A 16,752-nucleotide genomic window follows, 5' to 3' on the forward strand; every position below is an offset into this window, starting at 1 on the left:
GCTTACCGTGCTGCGCGTTCTTTTTCGATGAGGAAGTCGGCGACCTCCAGCGTACGCTCGGGGCCGCCAGCCGAGCCGAGATCGAAACGGTACTTGCCGTTGACGATCATCACCGGCACGCCAGTGATCTGGTAGGCCATGCCGAGCTTCTTGGCCTGCTCCACCCGGCTGCGTACGCCGAAAGAGTTGTAGGCCTTGAGGAACGCCTGCTTGTCGACGCCCTGCCCGGCGAGGAAATCGGCCATCTCCTCGGGCGTGGCGAGCTTCTTGCGCTCCTGGTGGTAGGCTGCGAATACCGCGTCATGCACCTGTTGCTCGACGCCCATCGCCTCCAGGGTGATGAACAGCTGGCCATGGGCGTTCCACAGGCCGCCGAACATCGCCGGGATGCGCTTGAAGTCCACGTCCTCGGGCAGCTGCGCGACCCATGGATTGATGACCGGCTCGAACTGATAGCAATGCGGGCAGCCGTACCAGAACAGCTCCACCACCTCGACCTTGCCTGCATCGGCGACCGGGACCGGGCTGCTCAGCTCGACATATTCCTTGCCAGCCTGGAACTCTGCTGCCTGGGCCACCAGGCCGAACAGGCTCACAGCAGCCAGAACGGCAGTGAGTAGGAAATTGCGCATGAAATACTCCTGTTAACGACGGACCGATGGCGCAACAGGCTGCAGCAAAACGCCGGGACTCGCCAGCGTTTTTCCGCGGTCCGCCCACCGGGTGGAAGGGGTAATTGTAGCGAGGCGTAAAACAAAAAGGGCGTCGCGGCTCACGGCCCCGACGCCCTTTGCTCAGGCTGGCTGGTCAGTGACCCGTGCGGTCAGTGCAGGCCCTGGATGTAGCTGGACAGCGCTTCGATGTCCTTGTTGCTCAGCTTGGCGGCAATGCTGCGCATGATCATGGCATCGCCGTCGTTGGTGCGGTCACCTTCACGGAAAGCGGTCAGCTGCTTGGCGGTATAAGCGGCATGCTGGCCGCCCAGCTGCGGGAACCCGGCCAGGTCGTTGCCGGCACCGTTGGGCGCATGACAACCGGTACAGGCGGGCATGCCCTGGTCCAGCTTGCCGCCGCGGAACAGTTTCTCGCCCTGGCCCACCAGTGCCGGATCGGCGAAGCCCACGGCGATCTTCTGGCTGGCGAAGTAGGCTGCGATGTCCTCGAGGTCCTGGTCGCTCAGCGGGTCGAGCATGCCGGTCATTTCCAGCACCTTGCGGCCGACGCCTTCCGCGGCGCCCGGCGTGCTGCCGGCCTTGATGTCTTGCAGTTGCTTGAACAGATAACGCTCGCCCTGGCCAGCGAGTTTCGGGAAGTTCGGTGCCGGGCTGTTGCCATCGGTACCGTGGCAGGCGCCACACACAGCAACTTTGCCCTGACCAGCTTCGGCGTTTCCAGCCGCGTGGGCCATACCGGTGATGCCAAGGGTCAACAGCAGACTCACGAGTACTTTGTTCATCAGCTAATCCAACTACGGCTAAGGGTTTGTAAGGAATTCATCGGGTCACGCACAGCCGGCTGGCCGTGGCGACGCTCGTTATAGTGGCATGCTGGACATCGGTCCCGCATGGCATCGCTACCCGCGGGACCGCGTGGAATGCCGTGCGAAGCCAGAGATCAGGCCAAAGCGCACATAAAATCTGCGGCATTATATACTTCCGTTCTTGAAACGGAAATGAACCATTGCCGCACCCCCGCGCATTACATCGGAACCATCATGCTCCCGAAAAACCCGATTCTCGGCCTCTGCCAACAGGCCTCCTTCATGACCAGTGCCGCCAAGGTCGATCAGTGCCCGGCCGACGAGGGTCTGGAAGTCGCCTTCGCCGGGCGGTCCAATGCGGGCAAGTCCAGTGCGCTGAATACCCTGACCCATGCCAACCTGGCACGCACCTCGAAGACGCCGGGGCGCACCCAACTGCTCAACTTCTTCCGCCTGGACGACGAGCGCCGCCTGGTCGACCTGCCCGGCTACGGCTATGCCAAGGTGCCGATCCCACTCAAGCAGCACTGGCAGCGCCACCTGGAAGCCTACCTGGGCAGCCGCGAGAGCCTGGCCGGGGTATTCCTGATGATGGACATCCGCCATCCATTGACCGAGTTCGACCGGATGATGCTGGACTGGTCCAGCGCCAGCCAGATGCCGCTGCACATCCTCTTGACCAAGGCCGACAAGCTCGCCTTCGGCGCCGCCAAGACCGCCCTGCTGGGCATCCAGCGCGAAATCCGCCAGCACTGGGGCGACAACGTCAGCGTGCAGCTGTTCTCCGCGCCCAAGCGCCAGGGTGTCGAGGAAGCGCAGCTCAAGCTCGCCGAGCTGCTGGGGATGCTCGAAGCGGAATAGATGGTAGGGTGGATCACGCTTCACCGATCCGCCAGACGGAGGTAAAGGTGGATGTAAAAAGCGACATCCACCCTGCGCGGCTTGAAGCTTGAAAAGCATCGCCCCGAGGTCGGGCCTCCCACGGAAACGGGCGGTGCACACCGAACCCGGTGGGAGGCGCGCCCTCGCGGCGATGCAGGCCGGCCTGAAGCCTGAAATCAGCATGCCGCACTGCTTTCAGGCCTCGGCCCGGCCTCACTCCCGATACGCCTCCACCGGCACGCAGGCGCAGAACAGGTTGCGGTCGCCGTAGACGTTGTCCACGCGATTCACTGCCGGCCAGTACTTGTGCATCCGCGCATGGGTGCTGGGCGTCACCGCCTCGGCGATGCTGTACGGGCGCGCCCACTCGCCGGTCACGTCGGCCAGGGTATGCGGCGCATGCACCAGCGGGTTATTGTCCGCCGGCCATTCGCCGTCCTGCACCTTGGCGATCTCCGCGCGGATGCTCAGCATCGCTTCGACGAAGCGGTCCAGCTCGGCCTTCGATTCGCTCTCGGTGGGCTCGATCATCAGCGTGCCGGGCACCGGGAAGGACATGGTCGGCGCATGGAAGCCGTAGTCCATCAGGCGCTTGGCGACGTCTTCCTCACTGATGCCGCTGGCCGCCTTGAGCGGGCGCAGGTCGATGATGCATTCATGCGCCACGCGGCCGTTGCGCCCGCTGTAGAGCACCGGGAAGGCGCCACCAAGGCGGTTGGCCAGGTAGTTGGCGGCGAGGATCGCGACCTCGGTGGCCTCGCGCAGCTGCGGCCCCATCATGGCGATGTACATCCAGCTGATCGGCAGGATGCTGGCGCTGCCCCAGGGCGCCGCGCTGACCGCGCCGTTGCCGGCCTGCGGCCCGTCCAGCTCGATCACCGGGTGGTTGGCGACGAAGGGCGCCAGGTGCGCCTTGACGCCGATCGGGCCCATGCCCGGGCCGCCACCACCGTGCGGGATGCAGAAGGTCTTGTGCAGGTTCATGTGCGAGACGTCGGCGCCGATGTCCGCCGGCCGCGCCAGGCCGACCTGGGCGTTGAGGTTGGCGCCGTCCATGTAGACCTGGCCGCCGTGGGCGTGGATCGCCGCGCAGATCTCGCGCACGTTCTCCTCGTAGACGCCGTGGGTCGAGGGATAGGTGATCATCAGGCAGGACAGCCGGTCGCCGGCTTCGGCGGCCTTGCGCTGGAGGTCTTCCAGATCGACATTGCCAGCCTTGTCGCAGTCGACGATGACCACACGCATGCTCGCCATCTGCGCCGAGGCCGGGTTGGTGCCGTGGGCCGAGGACGGGATCAGGCAGATGTCGCGCTGGGCCTCGCCGCGGCTCTGGTGGTAGTTGCGGATCGCCAGCAGCCCGGCGTATTCGCCCTGGGCGCCGGAGTTAGGCTGCATGCTGATGGCGTCGAAGCCGGTGATCGCACACAGCCAGGCTTCCAGCTCGTCGATCATCAGCCGGTAGCCCTGGGCCTGGGTCTGCGGGGCGAAGGGGTGCAGGTCGGCGAACTCGGCCCAGGTGATCGGGATCATCTCGCTGGTGGCGTTGAGCTTCATGGTGCAGGAGCCGAGCGGGATCATCGCCTGGTTGAGCGCCAGGTCCTTGTTCTCCAGCTGCTTGAGGTAGCGCAGCATCTCGGTTTCGCTGTGGTGCGCGTTGAACACCGGATGCTCGAGGTAGCCGCTGCCGCGCCGCAGGTCCTGGGGAATGCCGTCCGGCAACTCGCCGGCATCCAGCGCGGCGATCTCCAGGCCGTGGTCGGCGCCGAGGAAGATCGCCAAGAGCTGCTCGACGGTGCGCTCGTCGCAGGTCTCGTCGAGGCTGACGCCGAGCCGGCCGCGGCCGAGGATGCGCAGGTTGATCCGCGCCGCCTCGGCGCTTTCGATGATCGCCGTCTGCGCGCCACCGACCTCGAGGGTCAGGGTGTCGAAGAAATGCCGGTTGAGGCGGACGATGCCCTTGCGCTCCAGGCCAGCGGCGAGGATGGCGGTCAGCCGGTGCACCCGCTGGGCGATGCGCTTGAGGCCCTGCGGGCCGTGGTAGACGGCGTAGAAACCGGCGATGTTGGCCAGCAGCACCTGCGCGGTACAGATGTTGGAGTTGGCCTTCTCGCGGCGGATGTGCTGTTCGCGGGTCTGCAGCGCCATGCGCAGCGCGGTGTTGCCGCGGGCGTCCTTGGACACGCCGATGATGCGTCCCGGCATGCCGCGCTTGAACTCGTCGCGGCTGGCGAAATAGGCCGCGTGCGGGCCGCCGTAGCCCATCGGCACGCCGAAGCGCTGGGTCGAGCCGAGCACCACGTCGGCGCCGAGTTCACCGGGCGGCGTCAGCAGCAGCAGGCTGAGCAGGTCGGCGGCGACGCAGGCCAGCGCCTGCTGCGCGTGCAGTTGCTCGATGGCCGGGCGCAGGTCGCGGATCTCGCCATGGGTATCGGGGTATTGCAGCAGCGCGCCGAACACTTCCTGGCCGGCCAGCTCGTCGAGCGTACCGACCACCAGTTCGAAGCCGAACGCCTCGGCGCGGGTGCGCACCACCGAGAGCGTCTGCGGGTGGCAGTTCTCCTCGACGAAGAAACGGTTGCTCTTGCTCTTGGCCATGCGCCGGGCCAGGGTCATGGCTTCGGCCGCGGCGGTGGCCTCATCGAGCAGCGAGGCGTTGGCCAGGTCGAGACCGGTGAGGTCGATGATCATCTGCTGGTAGTTGAGCAGCGCTTCCAGGCGGCCCTGGGCGATTTCCGGCTGGTAGGGCGTGTAGGCGGTGTACCAGCCCGGGTTCTCCAGCACGTTGCGCAGGATCACCGGCGGGGTGACGGTACCGTGGTAGCCCATGCCGATCAGGCTGGTCCACAGCTGGTTCTGCTCGGCATAGCCACGCAGTTTGGCCAGCGCGGCCTGTTCGTCCAATGCCGGCGGCAGCGCCAGCTCGCCCTGCAGGCGAATCGCCGGCGGCACGGTCTGCTCGATCAGTTGTTCGCGACTGGCCAGGCCCAGCGCGTCGAGCATGGCCTGCTGTTCGCCCGCGTCCGGGCCGAGATGGCGGCGCAGGAAGGCATCGGATTGCTGGAGTTGGGAAAGACTCGGCATATGCGGCATGGCAGCTACTCTCGAAAAAACAAAAGCCCCGGCGGAGCGGGGCTTTCGAAGATGATGCTTAGGCTTCGGCGTCGCAGGCGGCCTGGTAGCCAGTGGCGTCGAGCAGCTTGTCCAGCTGCGCCGGATCGCTCGGCTGCAGGCGGAAGAACCAGCTGCCGTAGGGGTCGCTGTTGACCAGTTCGGGCGAGTCGGCGAGCGCTTCGTTGATCGCGACCACCTCGCCGGACACCGGCGCGTAGATGTCGGACGCGGCCTTCACCGATTCCACCACGCCGGCTTCCTGGCCGGCGCCGAGCTGGCGGCCGACTTCCGGCAGTTCGACGTAGACCACGTCCCCCAGCGCTTCCTGGGCGTGATCGGAGATGCCGACGGTGACGCTGCCGTCCGCTTCGAGACGGGCCCACTCGTGGCTGGCGGCGTAACGCAGATCGCTGGGGATATCGCTCATTGTTGTGTCCTCAAGGCTGTTGACAGCAGTCGCGCAAAACGGTCGGTCGAATTTACACCAGTACCTTGCCGTGACGCACGAAGGTCGGCTGCACCACACGTACCGGGTACCACTTGCCACGGATTTCCACTTCCGCGCGCTCGCCGGTGCCGGCCGGCACGCGCGCCAGCGCGATGGATTTGCCAAGCGTAGGCGAAAAACTGCCGCTGGTGATTTCGCCATCGCCAACGCCATTGACGCGCACCACCTGATGGGCGCGCAGCACGCCGCGCTCCTCTAGCACCAGCCCGACCAGCTTGGGCAGATCGCCCTGGGCACGCTGCTGCTCCAGCGCCGCGCGGCCGACGAAGTCGCGCTCGGCCGGCTCCCAGGCAATGGTCCAGCCCATGTTGGCCGCCAGCGGCGAGACGTCCTCGGTCATGTCCTGGCCATAGAGGTTCAGCCCGGCCTCCAGGCGCAGGGTGTCGCGCGCGCCGAGGCCGATCGGCGGGATGCCGGCGCCGACCAGTTCGCTGAGGAAGTCCGGTGCCTGTTCGGCCGGCAGGATGATCTCCAGCCCGTCCTCGCCGGTGTAACCGGTGCGGCCGATGAACCAGTCGCCTTCGGCCAGCCCCTGGAACGGCTTGAGTTCGTGGATCAGCGCGGCGCGGGCCTGGCTGACCAGCTCGGCGGTGCGCGCCCGCGCCTGCGGCCCCTGGATGGCCAGCATGGCCAGTTCCGGGCGCTCGCGGACTTCGACGGCGAAAGCGGACGCCTGCGCCTGCATCCAGGCCAGGTCCTTGTCGCGGGTGCTGGCATTGACCACCAGGCGGTAGCCCCAGTCGCTGAGATAGACGATCAGGTCGTCGACCACGCCGCCACGCGCGTTGAGCATGGCGCTGTAGAGCGCCCGGCCGGCGCTCTTCAGACGCGCCACGTCGTTGGCCAGCAGATGCTGCAGATAGGCCTGGGCGCCATCGCCGGACACATCGACCACGGTCATGTGCGAGACGTCGAACACTCCACAGTCACGCCGCACCTGATGATGCTCCTCAACCTGGGAGCCGTAGTGCAGTGGCATGTCCCAGCCACCGAAATCGACCATTTTGGCGCCGAGCGCAAGGTGCTGATCGTAGAGGGGAGTACGCTGACCCATGGGTGTCTCCTTCCGGGCAGGTCGCCGAATCGGCATTGGAAAAGCCTGTAAAAACCGGCCCGGACACGGACCGGCGACTTTCGAATGGCGCGCATTGTAGCCCCAAGGTGGCGGCAGGTCACGGCACATCCGGCAAGCGGAAGCGCCAGTGCGCCGCTATCCCACCCGCCTGGCCGAACGCCGGATCAGCAGGATCACCGGCAGCAATCCCACCAGCACCAGCGTCAGCGCCGGCAGCGAGGCGCGCGCCCATTCGCCCTCGCTGGTCATCTCGAAAATGCGCACCGCCAGGGTGTCCCAACCGAAGGGACGCATCAGCAGCGTGGCCGGCATCTCCTTGAGCACATCGACGAACACCAGCAAGACGGCGCTCAGGGTGCCCGGCAGCAGCAGCGGCAGATAGACGCGCACGAACAGCGCCGGCCCGCCGACACCCAGGCTGCGCGACGCCTGCGGCAGCGACGGACGGACCCGCGCCAGGCTGCTTTCCAGCGGACCGAAGGCTACCGCCATGAAGCGAATCAGGTAGGCCAGCAGCAAGGCGCCGAGGCTGCCGAGCAGGATCGGCTTGCCGGCGCCGCCGAGCCAGCTGGAAAGCGGGATCACCATATGCCGATCCAGATAACTGAAGGCCAGCATGATCGACACCGCCAGCACCGAACCGGGCAGAGCGTAGCCGAGATTGGCCAGGCTCACCGCGCTGCGGATCGAGCGCACCGGTGCCTGGCGGCGGGCGAAGGCCAGCAGCAGCGCCACCGTCACAGTGATCAGCGCGGCCATGCCGCCGAGGTAGAGGGTATGCAGGATCAGCCCGGCATAACGCTCGTCGAGATCGAAGCGCCCGCGCTGCCAGAGCCAGGCCAGCAACTGCAGCACCGGGATGACGAAGGCGCAGAGGAACACCAGCCCGCACCAGGCGCTGGCGGCGAAGGCCTTGGCCCCCGTCAGGCGATACAACGCCGCGGAGCGCGGCCGATCGTTCGCCGGGCGCGCCGCGCCGCGGGCACGCCGCTCGCCGTAGAGCACCAGCATCACCGCCAGCAGCAGCAGGCTGGCCAGCTGGGTGGCGCTGGTCAGGCTGAAGAAGCCGTACCAGGTCTTGTAGATGGCGGTGGTGAAGGTGTCGTAGTTGAATACCGAAACCGCGCCGAAGTCCGCCAGCGTCTCCATCAGCGCCAGCGCCAGGCCGGCACCGATGGCCGGCCGCGCCATTGGCAGCGCGACCCGCCAGAAGGCCTGCCAGGGCGACTGGCCGAGCACCCGCGCGGCTTCCATCAGGCCCTTGCCCTGGGCGAGGAACGCCGAACGCGCGAGCAGGTAGACGTAGGGATAGAACACCAGCACCAGCACCGCGACGACGCCGCCGGTGGAGCGTACCCGCGGAAAGCGGATGCCGCTGCCGAACCACTCGCGCGCCAGGCTCTGCACCGGGCCGGAAAAATCCAGCAGGCCGATGAAGACGAACGCCAGCACGTAGGCGGGAATCGCGAAGGGCAGCATCAGTGCCCAATCCAGCCAGCTGCGCCCGGGGAACTCGCACAGGGCGGTCAGCCAGGCGAGGCTGACGCCGAGCACCACCACGCCGGTGCCGACACCGAGCACCAGGGTCAGGGTATTGCCGAGCAGCCGCGGCATCTGGGTATCCCACAGGTGCGCCCAGATCTCGGTATCGACGACGCTCCAGCTGGCCAGCAGAATGCTCAGCGGCAGCAGTACCAGGGCCGCGACGGCGAAGGAGATGGGGTACCAGCGGCGCTCGATGGGATGGGACACTCAAGCCTCGACAGCATAAAAGACGACGCCCCGGACGAGGCCGGGGCGTCGAGTATAACCGCAGCGGCGAACGTGGCGGCTGGCGCCTCACGTCACCGCTGGAGCGACATCAGTTCCAGCCGACCCGATCCATCAGCTTGATGGCTTCGGCCTGGCGCTTGCCGGCCACTTCCACCGGAATGGTGTCGGCCTTGAAGTCGCCCCAGGCCGCCACTTCGGCGGAAGGCTTGACGCTAGGGTTGGCCGGGAACTCCATGTTGATGTCGGCGAAGATGTTCTGCGCCTCGGCGCTGCTCATCCACTCCACCAGCTTGCGCGCCGCCTCAGGATGCGGGGCGTGCTTGGTCAGGCCGATGCCGGACAGGTTGACGTGCACGCCGCGATCGTTCTGGTTCGGCCAGAACAGCTTGGCCTTGAGCTGCGGGTTCTGTTCATGCAGGCGGCCGAAGTAGTAGGTATTGACGATGCCGACGTCGCACTGGCCGGCATCGATGGCCTGGACCAGGGCGGTATCGTCGGCGAACACGTCGGTGGCGAGGTTGTTCACCCAGCCCTTGAGGATCTGCTCGGTCTTCTCGACACCGTGGGTTTCGATCAGGGTGGCGGTCAGCGACTGGTTGTAGACCTTCTTGCTGGTGCGCAGGCACAGGCGGCCTTCCCAGTTCTTGTCGGCCAACGCTTCGTAGGTGCTCAGTTCGCCGTCCTTGACCCGCTCCGGCGAGTAGACGATGGTCCGCGCGCGCAGCGACAGGCCGGTCCAGGCGTCGCTGGAGGAACGGTATTGCGACGGGATGTTGTCCTTCACTACTTGCGAGTCGAGCGGCTGCAGGATGCCCATCTGCTCGGCCTGCCAGAGGTTGCCGCCGTCGACGGTCAGCAGCAGGTCGGCCGGCGTGTTCTCGCCTTCGGCCTTGATGCGGGCCATCAGCGGGGCTTCCTTGTCGGTGATGAACTTCACCGCGACACCGGTTTTCTGGGTGTAGGCGTCGAAGACGGGCTTGATCAGCTCGTCGATCCGCGAGGAATAGACCACTACTTCATCGGCAGCCTGGACAGCGCTCGACAGCGCGGTGAGCGCCAGAGCGGCGAGTAAACCTTTGCTTGCCTGCATGGAACAGCCTCTTTTTTATGAATTCGAATAGAGGCCAAATAATAGTGAATGTTATTTCGCTTCTCAATGCGACAATGTGTGCACGTAATGCCTGGTAACCATCGCTTCGCCATCAGGCCCGCGCCAACTCCGGTAGGTCGCCGCTCAGGCCCAGCGCCTGGCGCACGAACAGGGCTTTCGCCTCGGGCAGCGACTCCACGGCTTTCAGCCCGGCGTTACGCAGCCAGCGCAGCGGCAGCGGATCGGCCTGGAACAGCCGCTCGAAGCCTTCCATCGCCGCCATCATCGCCAGGTTGTGCGGCATGCGGCGACGCTCGAAACGGCTCAGCACGCGCAGGTCGGCCGGCGATTCACCACGCGCCAGCGCCGCTTCGAGCACTTCGGCGAGCACCGCCGCATCCAGCAGGCCGAGGTTGACGCCCTGCCCCGCCAGGGGGTGGATGGTGTGTGCGGCATCGCCGATCAGCGCCAGGCCGGGCTGCACGTAGCGCTTGGCATGGCGCTGGCGCAGCGGAATGCACAACCGCGGGTCGACCTCGAGCACCGTGCCCAGGCGCTGTTCGAAGGTGCGGCCGAGTGCGGCGCGGAACGTCTCGTCGTCCAGCGCCATCAACCGATGCGCTTCATCCTCGGTGACCGACCAAACGATCGAACACCAGTGGCGGTCGCCGTCACGCTCCAGCGGCAGGAACGCCAGCGGGCCGTCATCGGTGAAACGCTGCCAGGCCGTGCGCTGGTGCGGCTCGGCGCAGCGCACGCTGGTGACGATGGCCTGGTGCAGGTAATCCCACTCGCGCGTCTCGCAGCCGGCCAGGCGCCGTACCGCGGAATGGGCGCCGTCGGCGGCGACCAGCAGCGGCGTGCGCAATTGCTGGCCGTCGGCCAGGCTCAGCAGCCAGCCTTCGTCGCCACGTTGCAGCCGCTCGAGCCGCGCGCCGGCGATCAGTTCGACCGAGCCACGCGCTTGCAACGCCTCCAGCAGCGCATCCTGCACCACCCGGTTCTCGACGATATGGCCGAGCACCTCGGCATGCACCGCCTCGGCCGAGAAATGGATCTGCCCGGTACCCGAGCCGTCCCAGACGCGCATGTCGGTGTAGGGGCTGGCCCGCCGCGCGGCGATCCCCGGCCAGGCGCCGACGCGCTGGAGAATCCGCTGGCTGGCGGCGGACAGTGCGCTGACCCGCGGCTCGAAGGCGGCCTGGGCGTCGAACGGAAGCACCTCGAGCGGGCCGGCATCGACCACCACGATCTTCAGCCCGCAGCCTTCCAGCGCCAGGGCCAGGGTGCTGCCGACCATTCCGGCACCGACGATGATCAGATCCGCTTGCATCATATGTCTCCCGGCTGCCGCGGCTGCGGCTTGAGTCGAAGTTAGAGGGCCCGAGGGTTGCGCCGATCAGCCGGCGCGCGTGCCCAAGCCCATCGCCTGACGGGCGAACCAGCGCTTGGCCGGCGGCGCCAGGTCGAGGCCGATCAGGCCCAGGTTGCGCCCGGCGGCGGTCAGCGGCGCGGAGTCGCCGAACAGCCGGGTGAGCTGATCGGAAAAACCGACGGTCAGCCGCTGGTCGAGACGCTGGCGGCGGGCATAGTCCTGCAGCGTTGCCAGGTCGCCGAGCCCGGCAGTGCTGCGCAGCAGCGCGGCACTCAGCGCGTCGACGTCGCGCAGCGACAGGTTGTAGCCCTGGCCGGCGATCGGATGCAGGCTGTGCGCGGCGTTGCCGAGCACCACCAGGCCTGAACGCACCTGCTCCTCGGCCTCGACCAGCGCCAGCGGATAGAGGTGCCGCGCCCCGACCTGCTGCAGGGTGCCGAGCCGATAGCCGAAGGCGTCCTGCAGCTCGGCGAGAAACTGCGCCTCGTGCAACTGCGCCAGCCGTGCGGCATCGGCCGGGGCACGGCTCCAGACCAGCGCGCAGCGGTCGTCCTGCAGCGGCAGCAGCGCCATCGGCCCGTCCGCGGTGAAGCGTTCGAAGGCCCGCCCGCCGTGCGGCTTGCCCGGCGTGACGTTGGCAATCAGCGCTGTCTGCCCATAAGGCCGGCGCAGGATCTGGATACCGAGCTGCTCGCGCAGCCCCGAGCGGCCACCGTCGGCCAGTACGGCCAAGGCGCAGTCCAGCTGCTGCCCGTCGGTGAAGGTCAGGCGATAGCCGTCGGCAGCGGGCACGAGCCGATCGACCTCGGCCGGGCAATGGCGCACCACCACCACGTCATCCAGCGCCTGCCACAGGCAATGGCCGATCCAGGCGTTTTCCACCACGTAGCCCAGTGCCTCGACCCCTTCGCTGCCTGCATCCAGCCGCGCGGCGCCGAAACGCCCGCGTTCGGAGACATGGATGCGCAGGATCGGCTCGGCGCGCTCGGCGATCCGCTCCCACAGGCCGAGGCGCTGGTAGATCAGCCGGGTACCGTAGGACAGCGCGGTGGAGCGCGCGTCGTAGCTCGGCTGGTATTCGTGGCCGGGCTCGAACGGCTCGATCAGATGGATGCGCCAGCCGCGCTCACGCGCGCCCTGCTGCAGGGCTACCGCCAGGCTGGCGCCGACCAGGCCGCCGCCGATGATTGCCAGGCCGTTCAAGTCAGGCCACCTGCTCGCCGGCGGCGCCCATCAGCGCCTCGATCTCGGCGACGCGCTTGGGCACACCGTTGGTGAGAATCTCGCAACCGCTTCTGGTCACCACCACGTCGTCTTCGATGCGCACGCCGATGCCGCGCCATTTCTTCGCCACGTTCGGGTTGTCCGCCGCGATGTAGATGCCCGGCTCGACGGTCATCGCCATGCCCGGTTCGAGCACGCGCCATTCGCCGCCGACCTTGTAGTCGCCGACGTCGTGCACGTCCATGCCCAGCCAGTGGCCGGCGCGGTGCATGTAGAAGGGCTTGTAGGCCTCGGCGGCGATCAGCTCGTCGACGCTGCCCTGCAGCAGGCCCAGCTCCACCAGCCCGGCGGTGATCACCCGCACGGTGGCCTCGTGGGCTTCGTTCCAGTGCCTGCCGGGGGCGATGTGCTTGAAGGCCTCCTCGTTGGCCGCCAGCACCAGCTCGTAGATGGCCTTCTGCTCGGGCGAGAACCGGCCGCTGACCGGGAAGGTGCGGGTGATGTCACTGGCGTAGCAGTCGATCTCGCAGCCGGCGTCGATCAGCACCAGGTCGCCGTCCTTGAGCGGCGCGTCGTTCTCGCGGTAGTGCAGGATGCAGGCGTTGCGGCCGGCGGCGACGATCGAGCCGTAGGCCGGCATCTTCGCCCCGCCCTTGCGGAATTCGTAGTCCAGCTCGGCCTCGAGGTGGTACTCGCACAACCCGGCGCGGCTGGCCTGCATGGCGCGGATGTGCGCACGTGCGGAGATCTCCGCGGCATGCCTCATCACCTTCACTTCGTTGGCCGACTTGTACAGGCGCATGTCGTGCAGCAGGTGATCGAGGGCGACGAACTCGCTGGGCGGCTGCGCGCCCTGGCGCGCCTTGGAGCGGATCAGCTTGATCCACTCCATCAGCCGGTGATCGAAGCCCTCGTTGGTGCCGATGGCGTAGTAGACGCGCGCGCGTCCCTCGATCAGGCCGGGGAGGATGTCGTCGATATCGCCGATGGGGAAGGCGTCGTCGGCACCGTAGTCCCTGATCGCGCCGTCCTGGCCAGCGCGCAGCCCGTCCCACAGCTCGCGCTCCGGATCACGCTCGCGGCAGAACAGCACGTATTCGCCATGCTCGCGACCGGGAATCAGGGCGATCACCGCCTCCGGCTCGGGGAAGCCGGAGAGGTACTGGAAATCGCTGTCCTGGCGGTAGACGTGCTCGACATCGCGGTTGCGGATGTACATCGGCGCGGCGGGCAGGATGGCGATGCTGTTGGGTTCCATCTGCACCATCAGCGCCTTGCGCCGACGGGCGTATTCCGATTTCGGGATGCGAGTCATGAGCGGGACGACTTCCTCAGTGCAGGGAGGGCTTGGCGACCGGCGCAACCGGCTTGGCACATTCGGTGAACAGCAGCAGCGGTGCGACGCGCAGGTATTCCATCACTTCCATATAGTCGTTCTCGCCGTCCTCGGATTCCTCCAGCGAATCCTGGATCTGCGCGATGGCGGACAGGTCCTGCAGCACCTCCACGGCCTCGGTGCTGAGCGCGCGGTCGCCGGCGGTGAGACCGAAACCGGCGAGGAAGCCCTGGCACCACTGGCCCAGCGCGATGGCACGCTCGCTCAACGGGGTGTCGTCGCTGGGCAGCAGCAGGACGATGGCGATATCGTCGCCGGCGAGCTCGCCCTTGACCATCTCCTGCAGGCCGATCAGCGCCTGGCGGATGCTGTCCTGGGGCGCTTCGCCGAGCAGGTCGGCGGCATCGGTCAGCCAGGGCTCGACATCGAACCCGGCACCGGCGCAACTGCGCCCGAGCAACAGGCCATGCAGCTCGGCGGGAGAGACGGCTTGGGGGGCGCCGGCCAGAAGTGTGGCGAAGGCAGCATAGGGGGAATTCTGAATCGACATGGCAGCTAGGCGCACGCGGGCGCAATGACTAGAATGAAGGCTTCGTATCCTAGCACCGGCGGCGGCGGCAAGACCATCGAAGTCCCCCGGGCATCGCCTCCGTCTTCACCTATGCCGCAACAGGAATCCCATGGAAGACGCCGATCTGAAAGTGCTGACCGCCAAGCTGGAACAGCTGATTCAGCGCATCGAGCAACTCAAGGCACAGAATCGCCTGCTGCTGGCCAACGAGCAGGCATGGCGCGAGGAACGCGCTCATCTGATCGAAAAGAACGAAATGGCCCGGTTGAAGGTCGAAGCGATGATTTCGCGCCTGAAAGCCCTGGAGCAGGACTCATGACCCAACCGAACACCGTCACCGTGCACATCATGGACAAGGAATACTGCATCGCCTGTCCGCCCGAGGAACGCAGCAACCTGGAAGGCGCCGCGCGCTACCTGGACCGCAAGATGCGCGAGATCCGCAGCAGCGGCAAGGTCATCGGCGCCGACCGCGTGGCGGTGATGGCCGCGCTGAACATCACCCATGAACTGCTGCACAAGCATGATCGCCTGGACGCCGAAGCCAACAGCGCGCGCGAGCACGTGCGCATGCTGCTGGAGCGCGTCGACAGCGCCCTGGCCACCGATCCGAACCCGTCCGGCAACTGATGCTCGGCTGGAAGCGGCCCGGCAACGCGACTCCCGACGAAACGAGAACAGCCACGGGCGTATTGCGATATAATCCGCGCAACTCCCTGGCATGTGCGCCAGTCGGCGATGACCCTCTCCCGATAAGCAACACCATGGAGGCTACATGTGGGACCGGTGTGCATGTCCGCCTGACGGAAAGCCTGAAGGTTCTCTGTAGTCGCCACCTTGAACTCTCGGGTTCAAGGGCCTACGCTGGCAGCGGCATGCTGGGGAGCCACTTCCAATGATTCTGGCCGAAGGCCTCTCGCGTCCGGCGCTACGTCGCACCCTGCGACAGGTACGCCGCCGGCTCAGTCCCGCCCAGCAACGTCTCGCCGCCCGGCGACTCTACCGGCAACTGGCCCAGCACCCGCTGTTCCGTCGCGCCCGGCACATCGCGTTCTACCTGCCCAACGATGGCGAGATCGATCCCCGTCCGCTGCTGCGTGCAGCCCAGCGGCGTGGCAAGGCCACCTACCTGCCGGTACTCAATCCCTGGCCACGCACGCGCATGGTGTTCCAGCGCATCGCCGCCAGCGAGCGGCTGCGGCCGAACCGCTTCCGCATCCCCGAGCCGCATTTCTGCGCTGCCCGGCAATGCCCGCCATGGGCGCTGGATCTGCTGCTGATGCCCCTGGTGGGTTTTGATGAAAGCGGCGGGCGGCTGGGAATGGGCGGCGGTTTCTATGACCGCAGCCTGGCGTATCGTTCGAGGCGCAAAAAAAGTCACAAACCGACACTTTTGGGCCTAGCGCATGAATGCCAGAAAGTCGACCGGTTGTCCTTGGAAAGCTGGGATGTGCCCTTGCAGGCTACCGTTACGGACCGCGGCTGGTACGCCGGGAGATGAATCGGCCGCGTCCCTGCGGCATGCGATCAGTGTTGCTGGGTTTGCTGCACCTGAATCACCGGAGCCGTGCCGGCCGTCTCGCCGTGGCGCTCCCAGAGGCTCTGCGTGTAGCCCGTGGTAACTACGCCCAGGCCGAAGATGAAGATCAAAACCCAAAGAATATCTGGCTTGCGTTTCATATGCTCGCCTCCCCCTAACAGGCGAATCTTTCCGTCGAGTCGGTGTGATTTATCGTTCTAGAGACTCGATAGGCCACCTTACAGCCGCGGCATTTTCCGTTAAGCCTCGGCACTGCGCAAACAGGTATTGCAGCCGATTGTCGGAGTTTTTGCCATCATGGTCTGATCGAACCGACGAGGCAGGAGGCAAAGTCCATGCCGTATTGGCTAATGAAGTCCGAACCGGACGAATTTTCCATCCAGGACCTGAAGAAGCAGGGCAGCGGGCGCTGGGATGGCGTACGCAATTACCAGGCGCGCAACTTCCTGCGCGAGATGCACGAGGGCGACCTGTTCTTCTTCTACCATTCGAGCTGTGCCGAACCCGGTATCGCCGGCATCGGCCGCATCACCCGTGCCGCCTACCCCGACCCCAGCGCACTGCAGCCGGAAAGCCCCTATCACGACCCCAAAGCCAGCGCCGAAAAGAATCCCTGGAGCGCCGTCGACGTCGGCTTCGTCGAAGCCTTCGCCACGCCGCTCCAGCTGGCCCGCCTGAAGGCCGCGCCGGCATTGCAGCAACTTGCCCTGGTGCAGAAGGGCAGCCGCCTGTCGGTCATGCCGGTGAGCGAGGGCGAATGGGCGGCGATCCTGGCGCTGCGCTGAGC

17 protein-coding genes and 1 other RNA gene are annotated in these 16,752 nt (G+C 66.6%); 6 read left to right on the forward strand and 12 right to left on the reverse strand.

Annotated features, from left to right (window positions below):
- Positions 1-2: 2 nt before the first annotated feature.
- Both CXK94_RS11490 and CXK94_RS11495 read right to left on the reverse strand, forming a co-directional pair.
- Positions 3-632, reverse strand: a complete 630-nt coding sequence (locus CXK94_RS11490) for a thiol:disulfide interchange protein DsbA/DsbL (protein ID WP_037042996.1) — start codon at positions 630-632, stop codon at positions 3-5.
- 191 nt (positions 633-823) lie between these two features.
- Positions 824-1,456 carry a c-type cytochrome gene (locus CXK94_RS11495; RefSeq protein ID WP_102894448.1) on the reverse strand — a complete coding sequence of 211 codons (633 nt, stop codon included), beginning with the start codon at positions 1,454-1,456 and terminating at the stop codon, positions 824-826.
- Positions 1,457-1,714: 258 nt separating this feature from the next.
- On the opposite strand from CXK94_RS11495, the gene yihA reads away from it, so the two are divergent.
- A complete protein-coding gene (gene yihA, locus CXK94_RS11500) occupies positions 1,715-2,341 on the forward strand; it encodes a ribosome biogenesis GTP-binding protein YihA/YsxC (RefSeq protein WP_102894473.1) in 627 nt (208 codons plus the stop codon).
- Positions 2,342-2,575: 234 nt separating this feature from the next.
- Here the strand turns inward: yihA and gcvP are convergent, their stop codons facing one another.
- The 9 genes from gcvP to CXK94_RS11545 form a co-directional block, all read right to left on the reverse strand.
- Positions 2,576-5,452, reverse strand: a complete 2,877-nt coding sequence (gene gcvP, locus CXK94_RS11505; protein WP_102894449.1) for an aminomethyl-transferring glycine dehydrogenase — start codon at positions 5,450-5,452, stop codon at positions 2,576-2,578.
- A 58-nt stretch (positions 5,453-5,510) separates the two neighbouring features.
- Entirely contained in the window at positions 5,511-5,900 is a 390-nt protein-coding gene (gene gcvH, locus CXK94_RS11510; protein WP_102894450.1) for a glycine cleavage system protein GcvH, read from the reverse strand.
- Between the two features lie 52 nt (positions 5,901-5,952).
- Positions 5,953-7,035, reverse strand: a complete 1,083-nt coding sequence (gene gcvT / locus CXK94_RS11515; RefSeq protein ID WP_102894451.1) for a glycine cleavage system aminomethyltransferase GcvT — start codon at positions 7,033-7,035, stop codon at positions 5,953-5,955.
- A 156-nt stretch (positions 7,036-7,191) separates the two neighbouring features.
- Positions 7,192-8,808, reverse strand: a complete 1,617-nt coding sequence (locus tag CXK94_RS11520) for an ABC transporter permease (RefSeq protein ID WP_102894452.1) — start codon at positions 8,806-8,808, stop codon at positions 7,192-7,194.
- A gap of 109 nt (positions 8,809-8,917) precedes the next feature.
- Positions 8,918-9,919, reverse strand: a complete 1,002-nt coding sequence (locus tag CXK94_RS11525; RefSeq protein ID WP_037042924.1) for an extracellular solute-binding protein — start codon at positions 9,917-9,919, stop codon at positions 8,918-8,920.
- 112 nt (positions 9,920-10,031) lie between these two features.
- On the reverse strand, positions 10,032-11,252 hold the full coding sequence (locus CXK94_RS11530) for a 2-octaprenyl-3-methyl-6-methoxy-1,4-benzoquinol hydroxylase (protein ID WP_102894453.1): 1,221 nt from the start codon (positions 11,250-11,252) through the stop codon (positions 10,032-10,034).
- A 66-nt stretch (positions 11,253-11,318) separates the two neighbouring features.
- Entirely contained in the window at positions 11,319-12,497 is a 1,179-nt protein-coding gene (gene ubiH / locus CXK94_RS11535; RefSeq protein ID WP_102894454.1) for a 2-octaprenyl-6-methoxyphenyl hydroxylase, read from the reverse strand.
- A 1-nt stretch (position 12,498) separates the two neighbouring features.
- The gene (gene pepP / locus CXK94_RS11540) at positions 12,499-13,833 is read right to left on the reverse strand and encodes a Xaa-Pro aminopeptidase (RefSeq protein WP_102894455.1); all 1,335 of its coding nucleotides are present in this window, start codon (positions 13,831-13,833) and stop codon (positions 12,499-12,501) included.
- Between the two features lie 16 nt (positions 13,834-13,849).
- The gene (locus CXK94_RS11545) at positions 13,850-14,404 is read right to left on the reverse strand and encodes a YecA family protein (protein ID WP_037042918.1); all 555 of its coding nucleotides are present in this window, start codon (positions 14,402-14,404) and stop codon (positions 13,850-13,852) included.
- Between the two features lie 130 nt (positions 14,405-14,534).
- On the opposite strand from CXK94_RS11545, the gene CXK94_RS11550 reads away from it, so the two are divergent.
- The 4 genes from CXK94_RS11550 to CXK94_RS11565 all read left to right on the forward strand — a co-directional run bounded on the left by CXK94_RS11550 (position 14,535) and on the right by CXK94_RS11565 (position 15,926).
- Entirely contained in the window at positions 14,535-14,744 is a 210-nt protein-coding gene (locus CXK94_RS11550; protein WP_037042916.1) for a TIGR02449 family protein, read from the forward strand.
- Complete coding sequence (locus CXK94_RS11555; RefSeq protein WP_003303305.1) at positions 14,741-15,055, forward strand: cell division protein ZapA; 315 nt, start codon at positions 14,741-14,743, stop codon at positions 15,053-15,055. The genes CXK94_RS11550 and CXK94_RS11555 overlap by 4 nt, the downstream gene beginning before the upstream one ends.
- Before the next feature lie 80 nt (positions 15,056-15,135).
- A non-coding RNA gene (gene ssrS / locus CXK94_RS11560) (6S RNA) lies at positions 15,136-15,314 on the forward strand.
- Between the two features lie 6 nt (positions 15,315-15,320).
- On the forward strand, positions 15,321-15,926 hold the full coding sequence (locus CXK94_RS11565; RefSeq protein WP_037042913.1) for a 5-formyltetrahydrofolate cyclo-ligase: 606 nt from the start codon (positions 15,321-15,323) through the stop codon (positions 15,924-15,926).
- Positions 15,927-15,952: 26 nt separating this feature from the next.
- Here CXK94_RS11565 and CXK94_RS22425 read toward each other — a convergent pair whose 3' ends face one another.
- Positions 15,953-16,105 (reverse strand): hypothetical protein, encoded by a 153-nt coding sequence (locus CXK94_RS22425; protein WP_164838466.1) that lies wholly within the window; start codon positions 16,103-16,105, stop codon positions 15,953-15,955.
- Between the two features lie 195 nt (positions 16,106-16,300).
- Here CXK94_RS22425 and CXK94_RS11570 point away from each other — a divergent pair, with 195 nt between their 5' ends.
- Positions 16,301-16,750 (forward strand): EVE domain-containing protein, encoded by a 450-nt coding sequence (locus CXK94_RS11570; RefSeq protein WP_037042904.1) that lies wholly within the window; start codon positions 16,301-16,303, stop codon positions 16,748-16,750.
- Positions 16,751-16,752 lie beyond the last annotated feature (2 nt).

The organism is Stutzerimonas stutzeri (assembly GCF_002890915.1).
Taxonomy (GTDB): domain Bacteria; phylum Pseudomonadota; class Gammaproteobacteria; order Pseudomonadales; family Pseudomonadaceae; genus Stutzerimonas; species Stutzerimonas stutzeri_AF.